The sequence below is a fragment of the Paenibacillus sp. FSL k6-2145 genome, from assembly GCF_037976585.1.
Classification (GTDB): Bacteria; Bacillota; Bacilli; order Paenibacillales; family Paenibacillaceae; genus Paenibacillus.
The window spans coordinates 2191048-2212419 of the sequence record NZ_CP150267.1 but is presented as its reverse complement, the minus strand read 5'-3'; the positions used below and the strand labels follow the sequence as shown (position 1 = coordinate 2212419).

Sequence of the window (21372 nt, the reverse complement as noted above, 5' to 3'; positions counted from 1 at the left end):
ACGAGTGAGTAGTTTGTGCAGATCTAGTCTGCTATTTGAATGTTTCCGTTGCAGGAAACGATTCTCCATAGAAAGGAGGTGATCCAGCCGCACCTTCCGATACGGCTACCTTGTTACGACTTCACCCCAATCATCTATCCCACCTTCGGCGGCTGGCTCCTTGCGGTTACCCCACCGACTTCGGGTGTTATAAACTCTCGTGGTGTGACGGGCGGTGTGTACAAGACCCGGGAACGTATTCACCGCGGCATGCTGATCCGCGATTACTAGCAATTCCGACTTCATGCAGGCGAGTTGCAGCCTGCAATCCGAACTGAGACCGGCTTTGTTGGGATTGGCTCCATCTCGCGATTTCGCAGCCCGTTGTACCGGCCATTGTAGTACGTGTGTAGCCCAGGTCATAAGGGGCATGATGATTTGACGTCATCCCCACCTTCCTCCGGTTTGTCACCGGCAGTCTATCTAGAGTGCCCACCCGAAGTGCTGGCAACTAAATATAAGGGTTGCGCTCGTTGCGGGACTTAACCCAACATCTCACGACACGAGCTGACGACAACCATGCACCACCTGTCTTGAATGTTCCGAAGAAAAGGTACATCTCTGTACCGGTCATTCAGATGTCAAGACCTGGTAAGGTTCTTCGCGTTGCTTCGAATTAAACCACATACTCCACTGCTTGTGCGGGTCCCCGTCAATTCCTTTGAGTTTCAGTCTTGCGACCGTACTCCCCAGGCGGAGTGCTTAATGTGTTAACTTCGGCACCAAGGGTATCGAAACCCCTAACACCTAGCACTCATCGTTTACGGCGTGGACTACCAGGGTATCTAATCCTGTTTGCTCCCCACGCTTTCGCGCCTCAGCGTCAGTTACAGCCCAGAGAGTCGCCTTCGCCACTGGTGTTCCTCCACATATCTACGCATTTCACCGCTACACGTGGAATTCCACTCTCCTCTTCTGCACTCAAGTCACCCAGTTTCCAGTGCGATCCGGGGTTGAGCCCCGGGATTAAACACCAGACTTAAATGACCGCCTGCGCGCGCTTTACGCCCAATAATTCCGGACAACGCTTGCCCCCTACGTATTACCGCGGCTGCTGGCACGTAGTTAGCCGGGGCTTTCTTCTCAGGTACCGTCACCTTGAGAGCAGTTACTCTCCCAAGCGTTCTTCCCTGGCAACAGAGCTTTACGATCCGAAAACCTTCATCACTCACGCGGCATTGCTCCGTCAGGCTTTCGCCCATTGCGGAAGATTCCCTACTGCTGCCTCCCGTAGGAGTCTGGGCCGTGTCTCAGTCCCAGTGTGGCCGATCACCCTCTCAGGTCGGCTACGCATCGTCGCCTTGGTGAGCCGTTACCCCACCAACTAGCTAATGCGCCGCAGGCCCATCCCCAAGTGACAGATTGCTCCGTCTTTCCAGTTTCCTTCAGGCGAAGAAAACAACTATTCGGTATTAGCTACCGTTTCCGGTAGTTGTCCCAAACTTGAGGGCAGGTTGCCTACGTGTTACTCACCCGTCCGCCGCTAAGTATCAAGGAAGCAAGCTTCCTATCAACTCCGCTCGACTTGCATGTATTAGGCATGCCGCCAGCGTTCGTCCTGAGCCAGGATCAAACTCTCCAATAAAGTATTGAAAAGAGCGATAAGCTCATTTTGAATCTGACGAGATTAAAAATCTCATTTGTGCTCCGGTCGATCCAAGCCAAGGCTTGTCTCCAACTTTCGCATTCATTCTGCAAGCAGAATGTTTACTCACTCGTTGTTCAGTTTTCAAAGATCAAACTTGTCTTGTTACCGAATGTCGTTCTCTTCAGCAACTTTTATATCTTATCACATCCGAACCAACTTTGCAAGCTCTTTTTTTCAAGTTTCTTTCGAAGCTTATTTCGTTTGCTTGCCGCACCGTGTAAACCGTGTTTTCTTGGCCGGAATTAGAATATACCATGTACAGATTTTGAATGCAAGTCTTTTTTTGAAACTATATTAACAATTGGTTTGATCTAATACAGACGTACATATGTTACTCTCCCAACTTAGCAAGTTCATACGCACGTCCATTTTCACTTTAATGTTTAACATTCCTAGCAGGAACCTTTCTTGGCCATAAACTGTAACTAAAGCTTATCAAAAAATCGATTCCGAGTATCATTCCCCACACTTTGATCAGATTATTGAAGACAGCTGTACGTTCAGCATCTCCAACCCACCATATCATGGCTAATAGAAAAGCACTGCCTATTGCCCAAGCCAATAGATGTCTAAACCATCCACTACGCTCACGACTCGCATGTTCTCTACCATATAACTTGTTGCTGCGAGGGTTCTCCCCACTCTTGAACCAATATAGGAAATATCGATCCGCCCAAGCGATCATCTGGTGACCATAAGCAATGCTTACTCCTATATACACCGCAGCTATACCATGAATTATACTTGCTGTAGCTCCTCGCTGTAGATCCATAACTGTAGCAACAAGCAATAACAGATCGATAATCGGCGTCGCCATTAACAAACCGATGCCTAACCGCTTCATGCCAAGGAGATACCTGACACTCAGACCCGTGAACACAAACACCCAAAAGGCAATCTCACAACCTATAATGAAATAACCAATCATTTCAGCCTCTCCTTTTTTTGATACAAATGTATTAAATATAATTTAGCACGTATGTATTATAATAATCAATAGTGATATAATACACCTATGCCTAAAATTGTTGATCATGATAAACAGCGCGTGCTCGTAGCAGAGGCGGCTTGGCGTATTATACGAAAAGATGGCATGGAACAGGCCTCTGTTCGAAATATCGCTGAAGAAGCTGGAGTTTCGGTTGGCTCAATGCGTCACTACTTTTCTACTCAATCCGAACTACTACTATATGCCATGAATTTGGTATCTGAACGGGTGTCCCATCGAGTCCAAAAAATGTCCTTTACCGGCTCTCCCATGGACAATATGAAATGCCTATTGCTCGAATTCTTACCAAACACAGAAGAAAAACTGGCCGAAATGGAGGTGTGGTACGCTTTTACAGCCAGATCCAAAACCGATCCTACACTCAAAGAACTTGCTAATACCGTATATGATGAACTCAGACAAGCTGTAGGTTCTGTTATCAACTACCTGATAAAGCTCGACCTCTCCAGACCCGATCTGGACAAAGAACTGGAGATCGAGAGATTGTATGCACTGGTGGATGGCTTAGGCATACATACCGTGCTTAGACCGGATCAGATGAATGCCCAGCTCATGGACGATGTTCTCACTTTGCATCTTGCCGCCTTGTGCCGTTAAACCAAAAAAACCGCAGCACATTCGTTGTGACTAAGGCCCGTTACGATAACAGGAGTTAGTTCTGAATGTCTGACGGTTTTTCTTTTTATCCGATAATGATCCGGCCTTCCGGATGACGATACAGTTTCTTCTCTTTGCGCGGACGAAGGGCATACGCGATGGTTAATGGCCCAATCCGACCTACAAACATGGTAAAGGTAATAATGATTTTTCCCCAATTAGTCAACTCATCAGTCACTCCCACGGAAAGACCCACGGTACCAATTGCGGATGCAGCTTCAAACATCAGTGAAAGGAATGGCGCATCCTCTGTCGTCAGCAGAAGCATCACCACGATCATGAATATGATCAGAGAAACCATAATAATGGTCAGCGCCCTCATCAGCAATTCTTTCGGAACACGTTGGCGGAAAAACACGATATCCTTATTTCCCCGAATCATGGCATACACTGCACCAATCATGATCAGGAATGTAGTTGTCTTGATCCCGCCCCCGGTCGATCCCGGGGATGCCCCGATAAACATCAGCAAGATAAAGAAAAACTGGGTAGCCTGCCTCATCTCCGTAATATCGATGGTGCTTGTCCCAGACGAACGTGTAGAGACAGACTGGAAGAAAGACGCATAGATTTTCTCGCTCCAGGTGAGTGAAGCCAGCGTATGTCCGTTGGTAAATTCGAAAACAAATAACACAATCGCCCCTATACCAATCAGCGCTCCCGACACAGACAGCACCAGTTTCGACTGTAGGGATAGACGACGGCGTTTGCGATACTCAAACAGATCATTTAATACAACAAAACCTAGTCCACCAGAGATAACGAGCACGGAAGCAGTCAGGTTGAATATCCAGTCTCCGGTGTAGTATTGAAAGCTATTGCCGAACAGATCAAATCCGCCATTATTAAATAATGAAACAGAGTGGAATATTCCATAGTATACGGCCTGACCCAATGGCATCTCCGTTGCCCAGCGCAGCGCTAGTATGACAGCAGCCACCCCTTCAATGGTAAAGGAGAAAATCAACACCTTGCGGATAATGCGTACTATCCCTTCCATACTGTCTGCATTAATGGCTTCTTTGAGTAACAATCTGTCCTTGAGTGAGATTCGCTTGCCCAATACAAGCGCAAAGAGGGTAGCCATGGTCATGAAGCCGAGTCCACCAAGCTGCATTAATACCATAATGACGATCTGACCAAACAAATTAAAGGTCGTCCCTACATCCACAACGACAAGTCCAGTCACACATGCGGCAGAGGTTGATGTAAAAAGCGCGTCAATAAACGCCAAATGCTTACCGCTTTGGTTGGAGATTGGCAACATGAGAAGCACCGTTCCAATCGCAATAATAAGCAGAAAACCACCGACCAGAATTAACGGAGGAGATAAGAATTTGGCAAAGTGAAGCCTGAACTTCATGAAGGGCACCTCTTTTAACAAAAATACGAACAGGTTAATCTAACAAATTCAAGACGCGGTATTACCCTAATGGTGTGCTGTGAGCAAGGGCCTTCTGACAAACTTTATTTTTCGCGTCTATGTAAACCTAAAGAGGAACTTGCCCCAGCATCATACTGAACGGCAGGTTCCTCTTCTATTATGAACGTATCCTACGTTCCTTATTTAATCTTGCGTACGAGGACGCATGTGCGGGAAGAGCAGTACGTCACGAATCGACGGGGAGTTGGTAAGCAGCATGATCAGACGATCAACCCCGATTCCCAATCCGCCTGTTGGTGGCATACCATATTCGAGCGCACGGATGAAGTCGTCATCCATCTCATGAGCTTCGTCGTTCCCATGTTCTTTCTCCAGCATCTGTGCTTCAAAGCGCTGACGCTGATCGATTGGATCATTCAGCTCTGTGAAGGCATTGGCATGTTCGCGTCCAACGATGAACAATTCGAAGCGATCCGTGAAGCGCGGATCTACATCATTTTTCTTCGCCAGTGGTGAGATTTCAAGAGGATGTCCCATAATGAATGTCGGCTGAATCAACGTCTCTTCCACAAACTCTTCAAAGAACGCGTTCAGAATATGACCAAATGTCATATGTTTTTCAACCGGAACCTTATGTTCCTTCGCCAAGTTGTGTGCTTCCTCATCCGTCATGTGTACGGAGAAGTCTACGCCCACAACTTCCTTAACTGCATCCACCATCGTAACACGGCGCCACTGCGGTGTAAGATCTACTTCATAATCTCCATACTGGATCACTTGCGTACCCAGTACTTCCTGTGCAATATGAGCAACCAGGTTCTCTGTCAATTGCATAATATCTTTGTAGTCGGCATATGCCTCATACAATTCAATCATTGTGAACTCCGGATTGTGACGTGTGGACATACCTTCATTCCGATATACACGGCCGATCTCATATACCTTCTCCAGTCCGCCAACAATCAGACGTTTCAGGTGAAGTTCAATCGCGATTCGCATGTACAGTTCCATATCCAGCGCATTGTGATGCGTAATAAACGGACGTGCTGCAGCTCCTCCTGCGATCGTATGCAACGTAGGTGTTTCCACTTCCAGATATCCAAGGGAATCCAGGTAACGGCGCATCGATTGAATGATTTTGGAACGTGCGATAAAGGTTTGTTGTACATCCGGGCTCATAATCAGGTCAACATAACGCTGGCGGTAACGCAGCTCTACGTCGGTGAGACCATGGAATTTATCCGGAAGCGGATAGAGCGATTTGGACAGCACTTCAAGATCTTTCACTTTGACAGAAGTTTCACCTGTTTTGGTCTTAAAGATCACGCCTGTTACCCCAACGATATCGCCAAGGTCCAGCAGGCTAAATGCCGCATACTTGTCTTCAGGCACGCTATCCTGACGAACATAGATCTGGATTCTGCCGCTCAGGTCCTGAATATGTGCGAAGCTTGCTTTACCCATTCCCCGCTTCGCCATAATCCGTCCGGCAATACTGACTTCGATGTGCTTCTCTTCCAGCTCTTCCTTGGTCAGTTCTTCATACTTCTTCAGAATGGAGCCGGCTTCTTCGGTACGTACGTATTTTTGGCCAAAAGGGTCGATTCCCAATTTGCGGAGCTCGTCCAATTTGTCACGGCGAATTTGTAAAAGCTCGCTAAGTTCGGTTTCCTGATTCAAGACTTCATCCGTCATGATCTGTATTCATCTCCTTATTTACATTGCAGGCATCCCGTGAGGACACTCTTCCTCAAATGTTGAAAAAGCTTCCCTAGGGAAGCTTTTGTTTACCGTGCCCAACTGCTTCGTTACTATAGCTTTTTAATATCTACAATTTTATATTGAATTACGCCAGCAGGCACACTTACATCAACAACTGTACCATTTTTCTTGCCCAGGATCGCTTTACCAACAGGGCTTTCGTTTGAAATCTTGTTCTGAAGCGGGTTAGATTCAGCAGAACCTACAATTGTATATTCTGTGATATCACCGAATTCCAAATCTTCCACAGTAACTGTTGCACCTACACTCACGACATCGGTGTCAATCTCATCACTGTTAATAATGCGTGCGTTCCGAAGCATTTTCTCCAAAGTAATAATACGACCTTCAATGAAAGCCTGTTCGTTCTTGGCATCTTCGTATTCAGAGTTCTCACTGATATCTCCATACCCGATGGCTACCTTAATCCGTTCAGCCACTTCGCGGCGCTTCACTGATTTCAATGTTTCCAGTTCTTCTTCCAGCTTCTTAAGTCCCTCTGGTGTAAGGATAACTTCCTTGTCGCTCATCTCAACCGATTCTCCTGTCATGGGAATAATTTGGATTGTACGGCAACGGAATCAGTGCCAATTACATAGCTCCGCCCGCATACATCTTCAAAACTATATGAAGTTCTCCAGAGAAATAGAATATTCCTCCTGATGACTAGCCTTTAATTAACGCACATGGCGAATTTATACTGTGAAAGTATAGGGGAACGATCTCGAAAAGTCAATGTTACGTCCTCTATAGCTGTAAACGTTTTACAGTCTTAATTACGATGCACTTCCGGCGATTACCGGTTCTGACTCCAAATTGCCTTCGCTTTTCAGCTGACTCACAAAGTTCTCCAGAATCTGTACCATCTCATCACGCTTGGTACCTTCCATAATAACGTCCTTGATGCGAGCAGATCCTTTCAAGCCTTTCAGATACCAAGCCAGGTGTTTACGCATCTCGCGTACAGCAACCGTCTCATTCTTCAGTGCGATCAGGCGATCCATGTGCAGGATGGCAACACGGATCTTCTCTTCGCCATTCGGGTCAGGAAGCAATTCCCCCGTGCTTAAGTATTGAATGGTACGATACAGCATCCAGGGGTTACCCAGGGCAGCACGACCAATCATCACTCCGTCACAACCCGTTTCATCCAGCATACGGCGTGCATCCTCTGGTGTATGGACATCACCATTGCCGATCACCGGAATAGAGACAGCCTCTTTTACATCTTTGATGTGCGACCAGTCAGCCGTGCCTGTATAGAGTTGCTCACGCGTACGGCCGTGCACGCTTACCGCCTGTCCGCCCGCACGTTCAACCGCGAGCGCATTCTCAACCGCGAAGATATGCTCGTTATCCCAGCCAATACGCATCTTAACCGTCACCGGCTTCTCAACCGCATCTACTACAGCGGATACCATCTCATAGATCTTGTTCGGATCAAGCAACCAACGTGCACCTGCATCACATTTCGTTACCTTTGGCACAGGGCATCCCATGTTAATGTCGATGATGTCTGCATTGGTTTCTTGGTCCACGATTTTGGCTGCTTCTACAAGGGAATCACGATCTCCCCCAAAAATCTGAAGGCTCAGCGGTTTCTCACGCTCATCTACAAACAACATCTCACGTGTACGCTGGTTGCCATGGACAATGGCTTTGCCACTCACCATCTCCGCGCATACGAGGCCTGTTCCGAATTCTTTTGCGATCAAACGAAAAGCCGGATTACATACGCCAGCCATCGGCGCAAGTACGACCTGGTTTTTCATTTCAATGCCACCAATGTTAAGCACGGTAGTCGTTCCACTCCTTTTTTAATTCTGTATAAATCAACGATATAAATTTCGATCGGTGTCTTGGTTGTTGTAACATGACGAAACCTAAACGGTTCTAGTTGCCCTGCAACTCCTCGATACTGATTGCCAGCACACCAGCAATTCGATCGAGCTCTTGCTGTGATACCTTACGGTTTCCCCGTTCAATGGTTCCCAGAATGGCCAGCGAGATGCCGGTCTCGGCCGCAAGTTCATGTTGTGTTAAACCTTTCAGCTTCCGGAATGCCCGGATTCGATTGGCCAATTGCATGTTTTCCAAAGCTGTATTCCATCCTTTCCATCCAGTACAGACAACGATGAGTGTACAAAGGTATACAAACCTGAAATCTCGCCCTCTGGTACGATATCCGACAGTGGCACCAGTACAAAAGCCCGTTCTCCCATACGGGGATGAGGCAATTGAAGCAATTCGGTATCTCGCGTCTCACCGTGCATCCAGAGCAGATCCAGATCAACGGTGCGCGGTCCCCAGCGAATATCACGAACACGTCCAAGTCGGTTCTCGATATCCAGTAATTCCGTGAGCAACTGCTCCGGTGTCAGCATCACCTGTACAGCGACTGCCATATTCAGAAACGCAGGCTGATCTACATATCCTACAGGCTCCGTCTCATATAGTGCAGAACAACGCAGAACGGATATATGAGGGTGTTCATCCAGCAAAGACAATGCTTCAAACAGCGTCTGTTCCCGGTCACCCAAATTGGCCCCTAAAGCAATATAAGCCTCTGAAGATTCAGAGGTCGAATGTGCAATCATGATCGGTTCTCACTTTCTTGTGCGGCGAAGCTCTACCGTTACGCCCTCAAAATGAATATCGAATGGCGGATGTGGCTTCGTCACCTTGACTGTCAATGCATTGATAATAGTATAAGTGTCTAGTAAAGAAGATGCAATATGTTCGCCCAAGGCTTCAATTAACTGGAATGATTTATTTTCAACAATCTGCTTTACCAACTCATGGATCTCTGCATAATTGATTGTTTTGGTTAGATCATCGTTACGTCCAGCTTCACTCAGATCCATATCAATCTCCAGATCAATATAGTACCGCTGCCCAAGCTTCCGTTCTTCTGCAAAAACGCCATGATATCCGTAATACTCCATACGATGCAATACCATTCTATCCATACGATCCGCCTGCCCTCTATATATATTGAAATAGTTCTCTATTTTAAAGATATCTTTTTGCTTTGCCTTTGAAAAACGCTGCGCTTCCACTGGACGGTCACCAGGGACCCGCCAATATTATTTCCTCCGTAGACCCGGAGAAGCATATAACATGGCATCACACATGTCTGCCGTCCGCCGAATCGGCTTCACATCATGAACCCGAACCATCTGGCAGCCTTGGGCAATGCCAAATGCAACGGTCGCAGCCGTTCCTTCCAGCGCATCATCCGCACCAACATCCAGGGTGTTCTGGATGAATCTTTTACGTGAGGTGGCTAGCAGAACGGGATATCCCATTTCATTGAGCAAACCGAGCGATGACATGAGCTTCAGATTTTCTCCGATATCCTTCACAAAACCAATACCCGGGTCCAGGATAATTTGCTCTGCTTTCACGCCGGCTCCCAGCGTAATTTGTATACTCTCCTGCAAATCGCTCATGACATCACTCAGATAATCAATGTAATTCCGATCCTGCCGATTATGCATCAAAATGATGGGACACCCTAGCTCTGCTACCGTGCGGGCCATATCTGGATCTGCCTTGGCACCCCACACATCATTAATGATATGGGCACCTGCCAGAATAGCCTGACGTGCAACATCGGCCTTATACGTGTCTACCGATATTGGAATATGCGGGGCTTGCTGATGCAATGCTTCAATAACGGGAATGATCCGGCTCAGCTCTTCATCGGCGTCCACGGCATCTGAACCTGGACGTGTGGACTCTCCGCCGATATCAATCAGGTCCGCCCCGTCCTCCATCATCTGTTTGGCATGGGCAACTGCCCGCTCCACGTTGGTGTAACGCCCACCATCCGAGAACGAGTCAGGTGTGACGTTAAGAATGCCCATAATCTGTGTTCTTGCCCCCAGCTTCAACTCAGCTGGCCCCCATGCATAGTTCCGTTCATAGATGACAGGTGTAAGTGTCATGAAGTATACCCCGCTTTCTGCCGGTACATACCCAGAAGGACTGCTGTAACTGGGCCTATATGTCCGTTGCTGATTATCGTTTCGGCTCCCTCCTGATCCCGCAGAGTCGTAACCGGAACCAGTTCGGCAACCGAGCCTGTTAGAAATATTTCATCGGCTTGCAGGAGATCCTCCCAAGCCGCTAACGTTTCTATGCAGGGAATTCCTTGCTGCGTGGCGATCTCAAGTACCACAGCTCTCGTGATACCCGGCAGAATGCCGGTTGAGAGTGCTGGCGTGTAGAGTACATTTTCCCGTACCCAAAATATATTGCTGACGATCCCTTCCGCTATATGACCATCACGGGTTAATTGTAGCCCTTCTGCACCCTGCACATACTGCCCGTACCCGTTCAGCTCACGTTTCGCCAGAATGCTGTTCATGTAATGCAGTGACTTGAACCGCACTTCTCCTTCGGGTGTGTTGCGTGGCGTAGACAACCGTTGAAGCATTTTGCCGCACTCATATAAAGAGGGAGAAGGTTCAGGTAATGCTTTTGCCAGTATAATATGATTTGGCTTCGAATAGTCACCAGAAGGTAAGCCTAGCGGTGCTTCACCGGCTGATACCGTATAACGTACATACGCATCCTGAAGTCCGTTCGCATGCATCAGACGTTCAATCCAATCTGTCACCTCTGCCACGGTCGTTGTAAAAGGAATGCCAAGTTCCTTACACCCCGAAGACATTCGCTCCAAATGCCGTTCCAAAAGATATGGGACACCTTGATACGTCCGGAACGTCTCAAACAGTCCCAGTCCGTACAAAAAGCCGTGATCCGTTACAGGAACCACGGCCGCCGCCATATTGACCAACTCTCCGTTTATCGCGGCATATTGCATGTTAAACCTTCACCTGTTGGGACAAAAAGTTACGAAGCATCTGATGTCCGTGGTCTGTAATAATGGATTCCGGGTGGAACTGCACCCCTTCAATTGCATATTCTTTGTGGCGCAGACCCATAATCTCACCTTCAGCTGTCTCCGCTGTAATCTCCAGGCAGTCAGGCAAGCTGCTGCGCTCGACAATCAGGGAGTGATAACGGGTAGCTGTAAATGGGGATGGCAATCCGGCAAATACCGATGTCCCATTGTGGTGCATCTCGGATGTTTTGCCGTGCATCATGCGCTCCGCACGAATGACATTGCCACCAAACGCTTGTCCAATGGACTGATGCCCCAGACAAACACCAAAGATCGGAATGCTTCCCTTGAAATGATCGATGACTGCCAGGCTAATGCCCGCTTCAGTTGGTGTACAAGGACCCGGAGAGATCAGAATATGATCAGGTGCCAGTGCCTCTATGCCTGCCAGATCAATCTCATCGTTGCGGCGAACTTCCACCGTCTCACCCAGTTCACCCAGATATTGAACCAGGTTATACGTGAAGGAATCGTAATTATCGATAACCAGTATCATATGCCTGCTCCTCCTCATCTTCCGTCAATGCAAGTGACGGTTGCTTCGTTTTATTTTAGTTTAGTTTAATTTAATAGCTTCAGTTCGCTCCGCTTGTTCTTGTTCAACAGCTCTGCTTGCTTCCGCCTCTTCGCTGTAATTCACAGCTCTCATCATCGCTCTTGCTTTGTTGCGACATTCCTTATATTCCCGATATGGATCGGAATCAATGACAATCCCTGCCCCGGCCTGTACATAACCAATACCGTCCTTAATGGCAAGTGTACGAATGACGATGTTCAATTCCATGTTCCCACTGTAATCCATCCACCCGATGGAACCCGTATAAGGCCCACGCCGCACAGGCTCAAGTTCCTCGATAATCTCCATGGTGCGGACTTTCGGCGCTCCGGTAATCGTTCCACCCGGGAATGTCGCAGCAATCACATCAAATACGGATAACCCTTCTGCCAGTCTGCCTTCCACCTGAGAGACGAGATGCATGACATGTGAATACTTCTCGATGGTCATCAATTCAGGTACATGAACCGAACCGTAGGCTGCAATCCGTCCGATATCATTACGCTCCAGATCAACGAGCATAATATGCTCCGCACGTTCCTTCTCACTGCCCAGCAGTTCATCCGCCATAGCCTTATCCTCTGCCTCATCACGGCCCCTTCTTCGGGTTCCTGCGATGGGACGTGCACTGACTTTGCCATTCTCCACTTTGATCAGAAGCTCGGGAGATCCGCTTACCAATTGGAACTCCGGACTACGCAGCATACCCATATATGGTGATGGATTCACAAGCCGCAGCCATTCATAAATATGCTCAGCGCTCGAATGAAGCCGCTTCTCCTGTCTCAAGGACAGATTCACCTGGAACACATCGCCCTGCCTGATATATTCCTGTACCGTACGCACAGCTTGTTCAAAGTCCTCCTGGGGAAAGGAGGTCTCCCATCCTTCGGATTCCCTTTCCGCATCTTCAGGCTGCGGTGTACGATTGACCTGCTTGTTGCGGCGTTCCAGTGCCTGCTGTTGTTCCTCGGCCTGTGCAGCCCCCATAATATGAAGCCAACGTTTCTGCATCGCTGTCGCTCGTGCTTCTGCCGCTGAATATAGGCTACGGATATCAGTTTCGTTCCGGTTAGGCTCTATAGCCAGATGAACCATGCAGAAAAGCGCCTGCTGCTCATGGTCATACGCCCATATTTCTTCAAAGCGCATCCACCAATAATCCGGCAGGGACGGATTATCTTCAGCCAAGACTGGAAGCTTCTCCAATGATCTTGCTATATCGTAGCTGAGATAACCTGCGTATCCACCCCCAAAGTCTGGAGCCCCATTAACCTTGGGTGCACTATACGGGGCAGTCCATCTCTTCAATACATCAAGCGGCTTGCCGCTGTCTGTCGAGGTGGTTCCTTGCGTCACATCATGAATAACGGCTTCTTGACCCTTGCCGGAAATAACAGATACGGGGTCTATCCCCAGAAATGTATATCTCCCGCCTTTGCCATTCTCCAGCACAATTGCGTATGGTGAAGCCTGCTGCCAGGCTGCCTCCCACGATAACGGTAAACCGCCATGATACGGCCCCTCATCCGACTTGGTGATATAGGGCATCATGGTCCAGCCTTGTTTAGCCCACTCCATCCAGTCGGCGCATGTTGTCATCAGGTGTGTCATTGCGGTGTGCCGCCCTCCATCTGTCGCTAGTTCTATTGTCTGATAGTATACTAAAGCGCCGCCCCTTTTAAAAGCATTACGCCAAAAATCCTCCATACCCGTCATACGGGCAAGGAGGATTGGTTTTGTCATTTGTAGACTTAGCCTTCGAAGTTGTAGAGAGGTGTGCTGAGGTAACGTTCGCCGTTACTTGGCACAATTACGACAACGCGCTTGCCTTCACCCAACTGTTTCGCAACCTGAAGACCTGCACGGATCGCCGCACCGGAAGAAATACCGGACAGAATGCCCTCTTCCTTCGCTACCTGACGAGCCGTCTCGAATGCATCATCATTCTCAATGTGAATGATCTCATCATAGATTTCCTGATCCAGAATCTCAGGGATAAAGTTGGCACCAATCCCCTGGATCTTATGTGGTCCTGGTTTGCCGCCCGCCAGAATTGGCGAAGCTGCTGGCTCAACCGCAACAATTTTAATACCAGCAAAAGCTTCTTTCAGCACTTCGCCTGTACCTGTAATTGTTCCACCTGTACCGATTCCTGCAACGAAAGCATCCAACGTACCGCCTACAGATTGAATTGCTTCAACAATCTCAGGGCCAGTCGTTTCACGGTGGATCTTCACGTTGGCTTTATTTTTAAATTGCTCAGCCATGAAATAGGAAGGGTTTTCTTTCAGCAGCTCTTCCGCTTTTTTAACAGCACCATTCATACCTTCAGCTCCAGGTGTAAGCACAAGCTCGGCACCATACGCACGAAGCAAGTTACGACGCTCCAAGCTCATCGTCTCAGGCATTACAATAACGGACTTGTAGCCTTTGGCTGCAGCCACCATCGCGAGTCCAATTCCCGTGTTACCACTTGTTGCTTCGATAATGGTATCACCCGGTTTCAGCTTGCCTTCTTTTTCCGCTTCTTCCACAATGCTAATTGCGATACGGTCTTTCACGCTTGAACCTGGATTCTGGTACTCCAGCTTCACGAATACTTCAGCACTGCCTTCTGGTACGATACGGTTCAGACGAACAAGCGGAGTACCTCCGATGAGTTCTGTTACGTTATTAACTACTTTAGCCATATGAATGCCCTCCTTAGTGGATGAATAAAACTTGAGTCCTGTTAACCTATACTGTGCGGCCGGTAGCCTCTAGCTGTTATAGAAGAACTGCGGAAATCCTGTTGATCCTATCCCTTACTGCTAAGATTTCTAGACAGGGCGGAGGTTTCCGAAAGTTTCTTTGTTCATAAGTTAATCATTTATATCCGAGTAAACGAGTAGGTATTTATTATTTTCATCTTATCAACGTTAACCCTTATTGTCAATATGAGTACTCAAAAAAAATACTCTGCCTTTGGCCCTAAGACCGCAGACAGAGTATTTTTATCAAGATGCAGCAGTACGAGACAATCTTCTCCATTGAATTCAGGAGGCAGGAATCTCGGACAGGATTACGGCTTCATACTTGTTACGCAGCATTTGCTCTACCTGCGGCAACGGATCAGCCTGACTCAGAGCCAGTTGCATTCGAATCTCCTCACGGACCTCTTCGGCCGACTGCACCTGGCGTTCTTCTTTATCATTAAGTCTGATAATAACATAGCCTTCTTCCACTCGAACCGGTCCGGCAATATCGCCTACATCCAGCCCGGCAGCAAGTTGAAGGACTTCTTCTGACTGGAATGGATCATTCCGCTCAATCCATCCCAGCCTCCCACCAGCATCACGAGAGAAGCTGTCTGTTGATTGTTTGCGAGCAGCTTCTTCAAAGTCTTCCCCCTTCTCCAACGCATCCAGTAAGGAATCGGCTTCCTCTTCTTCCTCCACTACGATGATGGACAAGTCATATTTCTCGGGGGAGACGTAATCCTCACGGTGTTCAGTCCAGTAATGCTCAATATCTGCATCCTTGATCTGTATGCCAATCGTTGCGATTTTCTCAAGCAGCAGCCTGTAGCCGGCTTCCAATTCAAGTTCCTGTTTGGACAGACCCAACTGGGACTTCATTTCGTCAAAATATGATTTCTCTGAATCGTACCCATCCATCGCGGCCGCTAGTTCTCTTGCAATCTCTTGGGGAGTGACGATCAGCTTGCGTTCAATTGCTTCGGCATATACCGCTTTGCGGTTTAACATCTGGAGTAATAACTCACTGCCATAACGTCTTTTCAGCGCATCGGTCCACTCTTTGTCCGTGATAACTTCTCCGTTGATCGTGGCTACGGTGCTTCCTTCTTCCGTATTGGCATCATGGGATGCATCTGCCTCGTCTTTGCCCTGTCTGAGACCATGCATAGCCATCACTGTACCCATGACCAGCATGCCTAGCGTCAAGACAATTACAGCCGTCCACAACCCTTTTTCCTGTCTTGTCATTCCGCATCCCGTCCCCGCATAGATCAGTTCTTGGCTTGCTCTAGGATGGTCTCAAGTTGTTCTTTGTTAAAGTCATAGGCTTCATTACAGAATTGGCAGACCACTTCAGCTCGGCCCTCTTCTTCAATTAATTGCTCCATCTCCGTTTGGCCCAGGCTGATTAGTGTCTTCTCTACCCGCTCACGTGAACACTCACAGCTAAAATGAATATCCAATCCTTCCATCACTTGTACATCTGGCAACAATCGGCGAAGCAACTCTTCCAATTCAAGCCCCTGCTCCAGCAACGTGGTCACTGGCGGCAACGTACTAATGGCGTTTTCGATCGCCGTGATCTCTGGATCTGTCAATCCCGGCAACAGCTGCATAATGAATCCGCCTGCGACAATAACGGAATTATCCGTATCAACGAGCACACCAACGCCTACAGCAGAAGGTGTTTGCTCCGATTGAGCAAAGTAGTACGTAAAGTCTTCGCCCAGTTCTCCTGAAATAATAGGCACACTGCCACGATATGGTTCTTTCAGTCCCAGATCCTTCGTTATATTGATGAAACCTTCCGTTCCAACCGCGCCTGCAACGTCCAGTTTTCCCACACTATTGCTTGGCAAATGTACATGCGGATTAGAAACATATCCTCGTACTTCGCCTTTGGCATTGGCATCAGCTACAATCTGTCCAATAGGGCCATCACCGTTGACTTGTACCGTTAACTTCTCTTCACCTTTGAGCATTGCACCCATAATGGCTGCTGTTGTAACCGTACGCCCCATGGCAGCTGTAGCCGTGGGAAACGTATCGTGTCTTCTGCGTAGTTCCTCAACCAGTTCCGTAGTCTGGATAGCAAAGGCTCTTACCTTTCCATTCATTGCTGTACCACGAATTAACCGGTCATGCTTGTTGTTGTTTTCCAAGTCATTCAGCCTCCTTTGGCGTATCGCCATAATAGTAGTAACACAGAAAAAACGGCACAACACTTAAGCTGTAATCTCAGCCCGCTGTATGCCGTCTCTATGCTCACCTTTCCCGGTTCCGCTCATATATAATACGCAGCCCTTCAAGCGTAAGCAGCGGATCAACTTCCTCTATACTACGGGTTTCTTCTGCGATAAGTGTAGCGAGACCACCCGTCGCGATAACTCGGGGCTTCGCTCCCATCTCCTCGCGAATACGTTCTACAATACCATCAACCTGGCCTGCATAGCCAAATATAATACCCGCTTGCATGGCATGAATAGTATTACGGCCAATGACCTTTTTAGGTTTCTCCAACTCTATACGAGGCAACTTGGATGCCCGCTCATAGAGCGCTTCAGTGGCGATCTGAATGCCAGGTACAATAGCGCCCCCCAGGTAGTGGCCTTTCTCGTCAATACAGTCAAAGGTCGTTGCGGTACCAAAATCGACCACGACGAGAGGGCCGCCATACTTCTCAACGGCTGCCACTGCATTAACAATACGATCTGCACCCACTTCACGAGGGTTCTCATATCGCAGGTTCAAGCCAGTTTTGATACCAGGCCCGACAAGCAAAGCTTTTTTGCCTACATACTTCTCACACATCGCTTCGATTACATTCACCAGTGGCGGAACCACAGATGAGATGATGACACCTTCGATGTCACTTGCCCTGATGCCGGACATATGAAATAAATTATAAATCAATACGCCGTATTCATCCACTGTTGACTGACGTGATGTACTCAGACGAAAGTGGTGCAGCAATTCCCGGCCTTGATATACGCCGAGCACCATATTGCTGTTCCCCACGTCTACAACTAGAATCAAAGAGGTTCACCCCTCTTTCTTTTCATTTAAATCCAGACTAATATCCAGGCTCTCAAAGGAATAGGTTAACCTGCCAACCGAAATTACATCCACACCACTCTCTGCAATACCACGAATGGTCTGGAGGGACACGTTACCGGATGCTTCAACCTTCACATGAGGAGCCTGTTCACGAATAAGCTCAACTGCTTCACGCATCCGCTCTGGATGCATGTTATCCAGCATAATGATATCTGCCCCGGCTTGCAAGGCTTCTCTCACCTGCTCCAGATTTTCAGTCTCCACTTCAATCGTCATCGTATGTGGGATAACGGTTCGCGCACGCTGTACCGCCTCGGTGATTCCGCCTGCACCCTTGATGTGGTTATCCTTAATCATAACGGCATCGTACAGTCCAAATCGATGATTCGCTCCGCCACCCACGCGCACTGCATATTTCTCAAGTAATCGGTGGCCAGGCGTTGTCTTACGTGTATCCACAAGCCTGGTCTCAAGACCATCCAGCACATCCACGTAGGCACGCGTACGCGTAGCTATTCCGGACATACGTTGCAGCAAGTTAAGTGCCAGTCGTTCCCCCGTAAGCAGAGAATGTGTACTTCCCTCTACCTCGGCCAAAATCGTGCCATGGGTAACCTTGTCTCCGTCTGTTACCTTCGGTGTAAATACAAGATCAGGATCAACGACCTGAAATACAAGTTCAGCTACGGTCATGCCTGCAATAACACCATTGTCTTTGGCGTGTATAATGGCCTTAGATTGGTTGCCTGCTGGGATCGTCACACTTGTTGTAACGTCACCTGCACCAACATCTTCACGAAGCCAGTTTTTGATTGATTCGATAAGCCCTTCATTATATCCATTCAGTATCATGACATCAATTCCTCCACAATCGCTTGTTCTCGCTGCTGCAGACTATGCTTCTGCCACACGATATCATCACGCGCCGGGAAATCCTCACGATAGTGAGCCCCCCGACTCTCCTCGCGGTGTAATGCTCCGCTGGTAACTAACCAGGCACAGGTCAGAAGGTTGGCATACTCCAGCTCTTCCTTATGGGTGAGAGTCTGATCAAAAAATTGCAATTCCTGTTGCAGCTTGTCCATGGCCTTCTGCAGATCCTCACCATTCCGGCGCAAGCCTACCTGACGAACCATCATTTTCTGTAGTCGTAAACGTCTTTCGGATACCGGCTTTTGCTCTTCCGTGATCTTATTGATCTTGTTATTCATCTCTACAGATGAAGGCGCAGCCCCTCTTACTTGTAATAAACCAAGCGGAGGAAGAGATTGAATACGATCAACAATTCTCCGCCCAAATACAATCGCTTCTGATAAAGAGTTACTTGCCAGGCGATTAGCTCCGTGCACTCCTGTAGAAGACACCTCACCACAAGCAAATAACCGGGAGATGCTGCTCTCTCCACTAAGATCCGTTTTCACTCCACCCATCATGTAATGGGCAGCAGGTGCAACGGGAATCCAGTCCGTTGTCATGTCCAATCCATAACGCATACAAGTCTCATATATGGTAGGGAACCGATGCTTGATCATCTCTGGTTGTTCATGCGTAATGTCCAAGTACACAAAGGTACTGTTGGTGGACTCCATCTCACTAACAATCGCTCGTGCCACGATATCGCGTGGGGCCAGTTCAAGCTGGGCATGATAACGATCCATAAAGCGCTCGCCCTTCACATTGCGCAAATATGCCCCTTCGCCGCGTACGGCTTCTGACACAAGGAAACGCGGGGCCCCCGGGTAACAAAGAGAGGTGGGGTGGAATTGGATAAATTCCATGTCACGAACAATAGCCCCAGCCCGATAGGCCATGGCTACACCATCGGCAGTAGCTACATCCGGATTCGTCGTGTATCGGTACAGTTGTCCTGCCCCACCAGAGCAGAGCACAGTGGCCTGTGCCTTCACGAACACTTGCGATCCGTCATCCTTCTGAACCAGAGCGCCAATGCATTCCCCTCGATCTGTAATCAGGTCAATAACAAAATGCTCATCCCATACTTCAATTCCGGGATGTTCATTCACTTCGACCGCAAGCGCACGTACAATCTCATATCCTGTTGCATCTCCGTTGGCATGCAAAATACGGCGGTGGCTATGCGCACCTTCCTGCGTCAACGCCAACTCGCCGTTCTCCAGATCAAATAAAGTACCCAAACGAATCAGTTCCTTCACTCCGTCCGGACCCTCATTCACCAATGCCTCTACCGCTTCGGAGCGGCATAAGCCCGCTCCTGCTACAAGTGTATCCTGCAAGTGGTAAGCAGGTGAATCATCCTCAGCAATAACCGCAGCGATGCCCCCCTGCGCATATCTGGTGTTACTTTCAAGTAATGACTTCTTCGTGATCATTAACACACGTTGTTGTTCACTTGCCTTAATGGCAGTAAACAAACCAGCAATCCCTGAGCCTATAACCAGTACATCCGTCTCTACCATGGGTAGCGCAGACAGATCAAAATCAACTAAATATTGCGGTATCATGTTATTCACCTGTCTTGGAGCAAGAGTAGCGCATCCTACTTTACCAACAACATGCGCTCTAGTGATTCTCTGGCTTTGTCGGCAACGGCCGGTGGCACGTAGATTTGCGGCTTCATCGTTTCCAGGCATTTCACCAGTTTCTTCAAGTTGTTCACCTTCATGTTGGGACATACGAGGAACTTGGTAGCAAAGTGGAACTGTTTATCCGGACTATCCAGACGAAGCTGATATCCTGTACCATCTTCGGTACCTACGATAAATTCCTTCGCTGCTGAATTTTTGCAATACTCCAGAATAGCTGTTGTGCTGCCTACAAAATCACCCATTTCTACAACCTCAGGGCGACACTCTGGATGGACAACAAACTCTGCATTTGGATGCTTGGCTCTCATCTCCACCACATCTTTGACTGTAAGCATATCGTGAGTGTTGCAATAACCTTCCCAGATAATCATTTTCTTGTCTGTATGCTGCTGCACATAATGTCCCAGGTTTTTATCCGGTACCCAGATAATTTCGTCGGAATCCACCGATTGAATAACCCGGACTGCGTTCGCCGATGTACAACAGATGTCAGTCTCTGCTTTGATCTCAGCCGAGGAATTGATATACGTAACCACCTTGGCATTAGGATGTTGTGCTTTCAATTTGCGTAGTCCATCCACATTCACCATATCTGCCATTGGGCAGCCCGCACGTTCGTCCGGGATAATAACTGTTTTATTTGGCGCAAGAATTTTAGCGCTTTCACCCATAAAATGAACACCACAGAAAACGATCACATCCGCATCTGTTTGTGCTGCCTTCTGGGCTAACAGAAACGAATCTCCACGGAAGTCGGCAACCTCCTGTACTTCGTCACGTTGATAATAATGGGCAAGAATAATGGCATTACGTTCCTTCTTCAACTCCATAAGCCGCGCACGCAGCTCGCGGTTCATCTCAGCCTTGCGCTCTAAAGCCAGAGCTTCCACCTGTGATCCTCTCCTTTATCGGGACAGCGTCATGCGCTGTTTCGTGGGCTAACCTAAGTCGTTATCTTCGCTTGAGAAACGAATCACAAGCGGTTTAACAACTAATTTACACAACGTTCACGACTCTGTCAATAAATGAAAAAGGCCCGGA

At 48.1% G+C, this 21372-nt stretch carries 20 protein-coding genes and 1 rRNA gene; 1 reads left to right on the top strand and 20 read right to left on the bottom strand.

The window, feature by feature from the left end; genetic code table 11:
- Window positions 1–71: 71 nt before the first annotated feature.
- Window positions 72–1624, bottom strand: a 16S ribosomal RNA gene (locus tag NZ043_RS09725).
- Between the two features lie 439 nt (window positions 1625–2063).
- Entirely contained in the window at window positions 2064–2615 is a 552-nt protein-coding gene (locus NZ043_RS09720; protein WP_133387500.1) for a hypothetical protein, read from the bottom strand.
- Window positions 2616–2702: 87 nt separating this feature from the next.
- Here NZ043_RS09720 and NZ043_RS09715 point away from each other — a divergent pair, with 87 nt between their 5' ends.
- Window positions 2703–3293: a TetR/AcrR family transcriptional regulator gene (locus NZ043_RS09715; protein ID WP_091039141.1), complete on the top strand. Its 591-nt coding sequence runs from the start codon at window positions 2703–2705 to the stop codon at window positions 3291–3293.
- An 85-nt stretch (window positions 3294–3378) separates the two neighbouring features.
- Here the strand turns inward: NZ043_RS09715 and NZ043_RS09710 are convergent, their stop codons facing one another.
- The 18 genes from NZ043_RS09710 to nadA form a co-directional block, all read right to left on the bottom strand.
- A complete protein-coding gene (locus NZ043_RS09710; protein ID WP_091039139.1) occupies window positions 3379–4716 on the bottom strand; it encodes a TrkH family potassium uptake protein in 1338 nt (445 codons plus the stop codon).
- A gap of 204 nt (window positions 4717–4920) precedes the next feature.
- Window positions 4921–6432: a lysine--tRNA ligase gene (gene lysS / locus NZ043_RS09705; RefSeq protein WP_047844500.1), complete on the bottom strand. Its 1512-nt coding sequence runs from the start codon at window positions 6430–6432 to the stop codon at window positions 4921–4923.
- A 116-nt stretch (window positions 6433–6548) separates the two neighbouring features.
- Window positions 6549–7028, bottom strand: a complete 480-nt coding sequence (gene greA, locus NZ043_RS09700; RefSeq protein WP_076216743.1) for a transcription elongation factor GreA — start codon at window positions 7026–7028, stop codon at window positions 6549–6551.
- A 246-nt stretch (window positions 7029–7274) separates the two neighbouring features.
- Window positions 7275–8294 (bottom strand): tRNA dihydrouridine synthase DusB, encoded by a 1020-nt coding sequence (gene dusB, locus NZ043_RS09695; RefSeq protein ID WP_091039137.1) that lies wholly within the window; start codon window positions 8292–8294, stop codon window positions 7275–7277.
- Between the two features lie 97 nt (window positions 8295–8391).
- Complete coding sequence (locus NZ043_RS09690; RefSeq protein ID WP_026081371.1) at window positions 8392–8595, bottom strand: helix-turn-helix transcriptional regulator; 204 nt, start codon at window positions 8593–8595, stop codon at window positions 8392–8394.
- The gene (gene folK, locus NZ043_RS09685) at window positions 8547–9095 is read right to left on the bottom strand and encodes a 2-amino-4-hydroxy-6-hydroxymethyldihydropteridine diphosphokinase (RefSeq protein WP_091039135.1); all 549 of its coding nucleotides are present in this window, start codon (window positions 9093–9095) and stop codon (window positions 8547–8549) included. The genes NZ043_RS09690 and folK overlap by 49 nt, the downstream gene beginning before the upstream one ends.
- Window positions 9096–9104: 9 nt before the next feature.
- Window positions 9105–9467, bottom strand: coding sequence for a dihydroneopterin aldolase (gene folB / locus NZ043_RS09680; protein WP_062838071.1), 363 nt, complete (start codon window positions 9465–9467; stop codon window positions 9105–9107).
- Between the two features lie 117 nt (window positions 9468–9584).
- Window positions 9585–10448, bottom strand: coding sequence for a dihydropteroate synthase (gene folP, locus NZ043_RS09675; RefSeq protein ID WP_133387501.1), 864 nt, complete (start codon window positions 10446–10448; stop codon window positions 9585–9587).
- Window positions 10445–11329: an aminotransferase class IV gene (locus tag NZ043_RS09670; RefSeq protein WP_133387502.1), complete on the bottom strand. Its 885-nt coding sequence runs from the start codon at window positions 11327–11329 to the stop codon at window positions 10445–10447. Before NZ043_RS09670 ends, folP begins: the two co-directional genes overlap by 4 nt.
- Before the next feature lies 1 nt (window position 11330).
- Complete coding sequence (pabA, locus tag NZ043_RS09665) at window positions 11331–11906, bottom strand: aminodeoxychorismate/anthranilate synthase component II (RefSeq protein WP_133387503.1); 576 nt, start codon at window positions 11904–11906, stop codon at window positions 11331–11333.
- 60 nt (window positions 11907–11966) lie between these two features.
- Window positions 11967–13580, bottom strand: coding sequence for an anthranilate synthase component I family protein (locus NZ043_RS09660; protein WP_133387504.1), 1614 nt, complete (start codon window positions 13578–13580; stop codon window positions 11967–11969).
- Between the two features lie 140 nt (window positions 13581–13720).
- Complete coding sequence (gene cysK, locus NZ043_RS09655) at window positions 13721–14659, bottom strand: cysteine synthase A (protein WP_036668448.1); 939 nt, start codon at window positions 14657–14659, stop codon at window positions 13721–13723.
- Window positions 14660–15004: 345 nt separating this feature from the next.
- Window positions 15005–15955: a peptidyl-prolyl cis-trans isomerase gene (locus NZ043_RS09650; protein ID WP_091039127.1), complete on the bottom strand. Its 951-nt coding sequence runs from the start codon at window positions 15953–15955 to the stop codon at window positions 15005–15007.
- A gap of 23 nt (window positions 15956–15978) precedes the next feature.
- The gene (hslO, locus tag NZ043_RS09645) at window positions 15979–16899 is read right to left on the bottom strand and encodes an Hsp33 family molecular chaperone HslO (RefSeq protein ID WP_091039125.1); all 921 of its coding nucleotides are present in this window, start codon (window positions 16897–16899) and stop codon (window positions 15979–15981) included.
- Window positions 16900–16972: 73 nt separating this feature from the next.
- Window positions 16973–17743: a type III pantothenate kinase gene (locus NZ043_RS09640; protein WP_026081372.1), complete on the bottom strand. Its 771-nt coding sequence runs from the start codon at window positions 17741–17743 to the stop codon at window positions 16973–16975.
- Window positions 17744–17749: 6 nt separating this feature from the next.
- Window positions 17750–18616, bottom strand: a complete 867-nt coding sequence (gene nadC / locus NZ043_RS09635; protein ID WP_091039124.1) for a carboxylating nicotinate-nucleotide diphosphorylase — start codon at window positions 18614–18616, stop codon at window positions 17750–17752.
- Window positions 18613–20247: an L-aspartate oxidase gene (gene nadB / locus NZ043_RS09630; protein WP_091039122.1), complete on the bottom strand. Its 1635-nt coding sequence runs from the start codon at window positions 20245–20247 to the stop codon at window positions 18613–18615. Before nadB ends, nadC begins: the two co-directional genes overlap by 4 nt.
- Window positions 20248–20282: 35 nt before the next feature.
- Complete coding sequence (gene nadA, locus NZ043_RS09625; RefSeq protein ID WP_289390811.1) at window positions 20283–21221, bottom strand: quinolinate synthase NadA; 939 nt, start codon at window positions 21219–21221, stop codon at window positions 20283–20285.
- Between the last annotated feature and the right edge of the window lie 151 nt (window positions 21222–21372).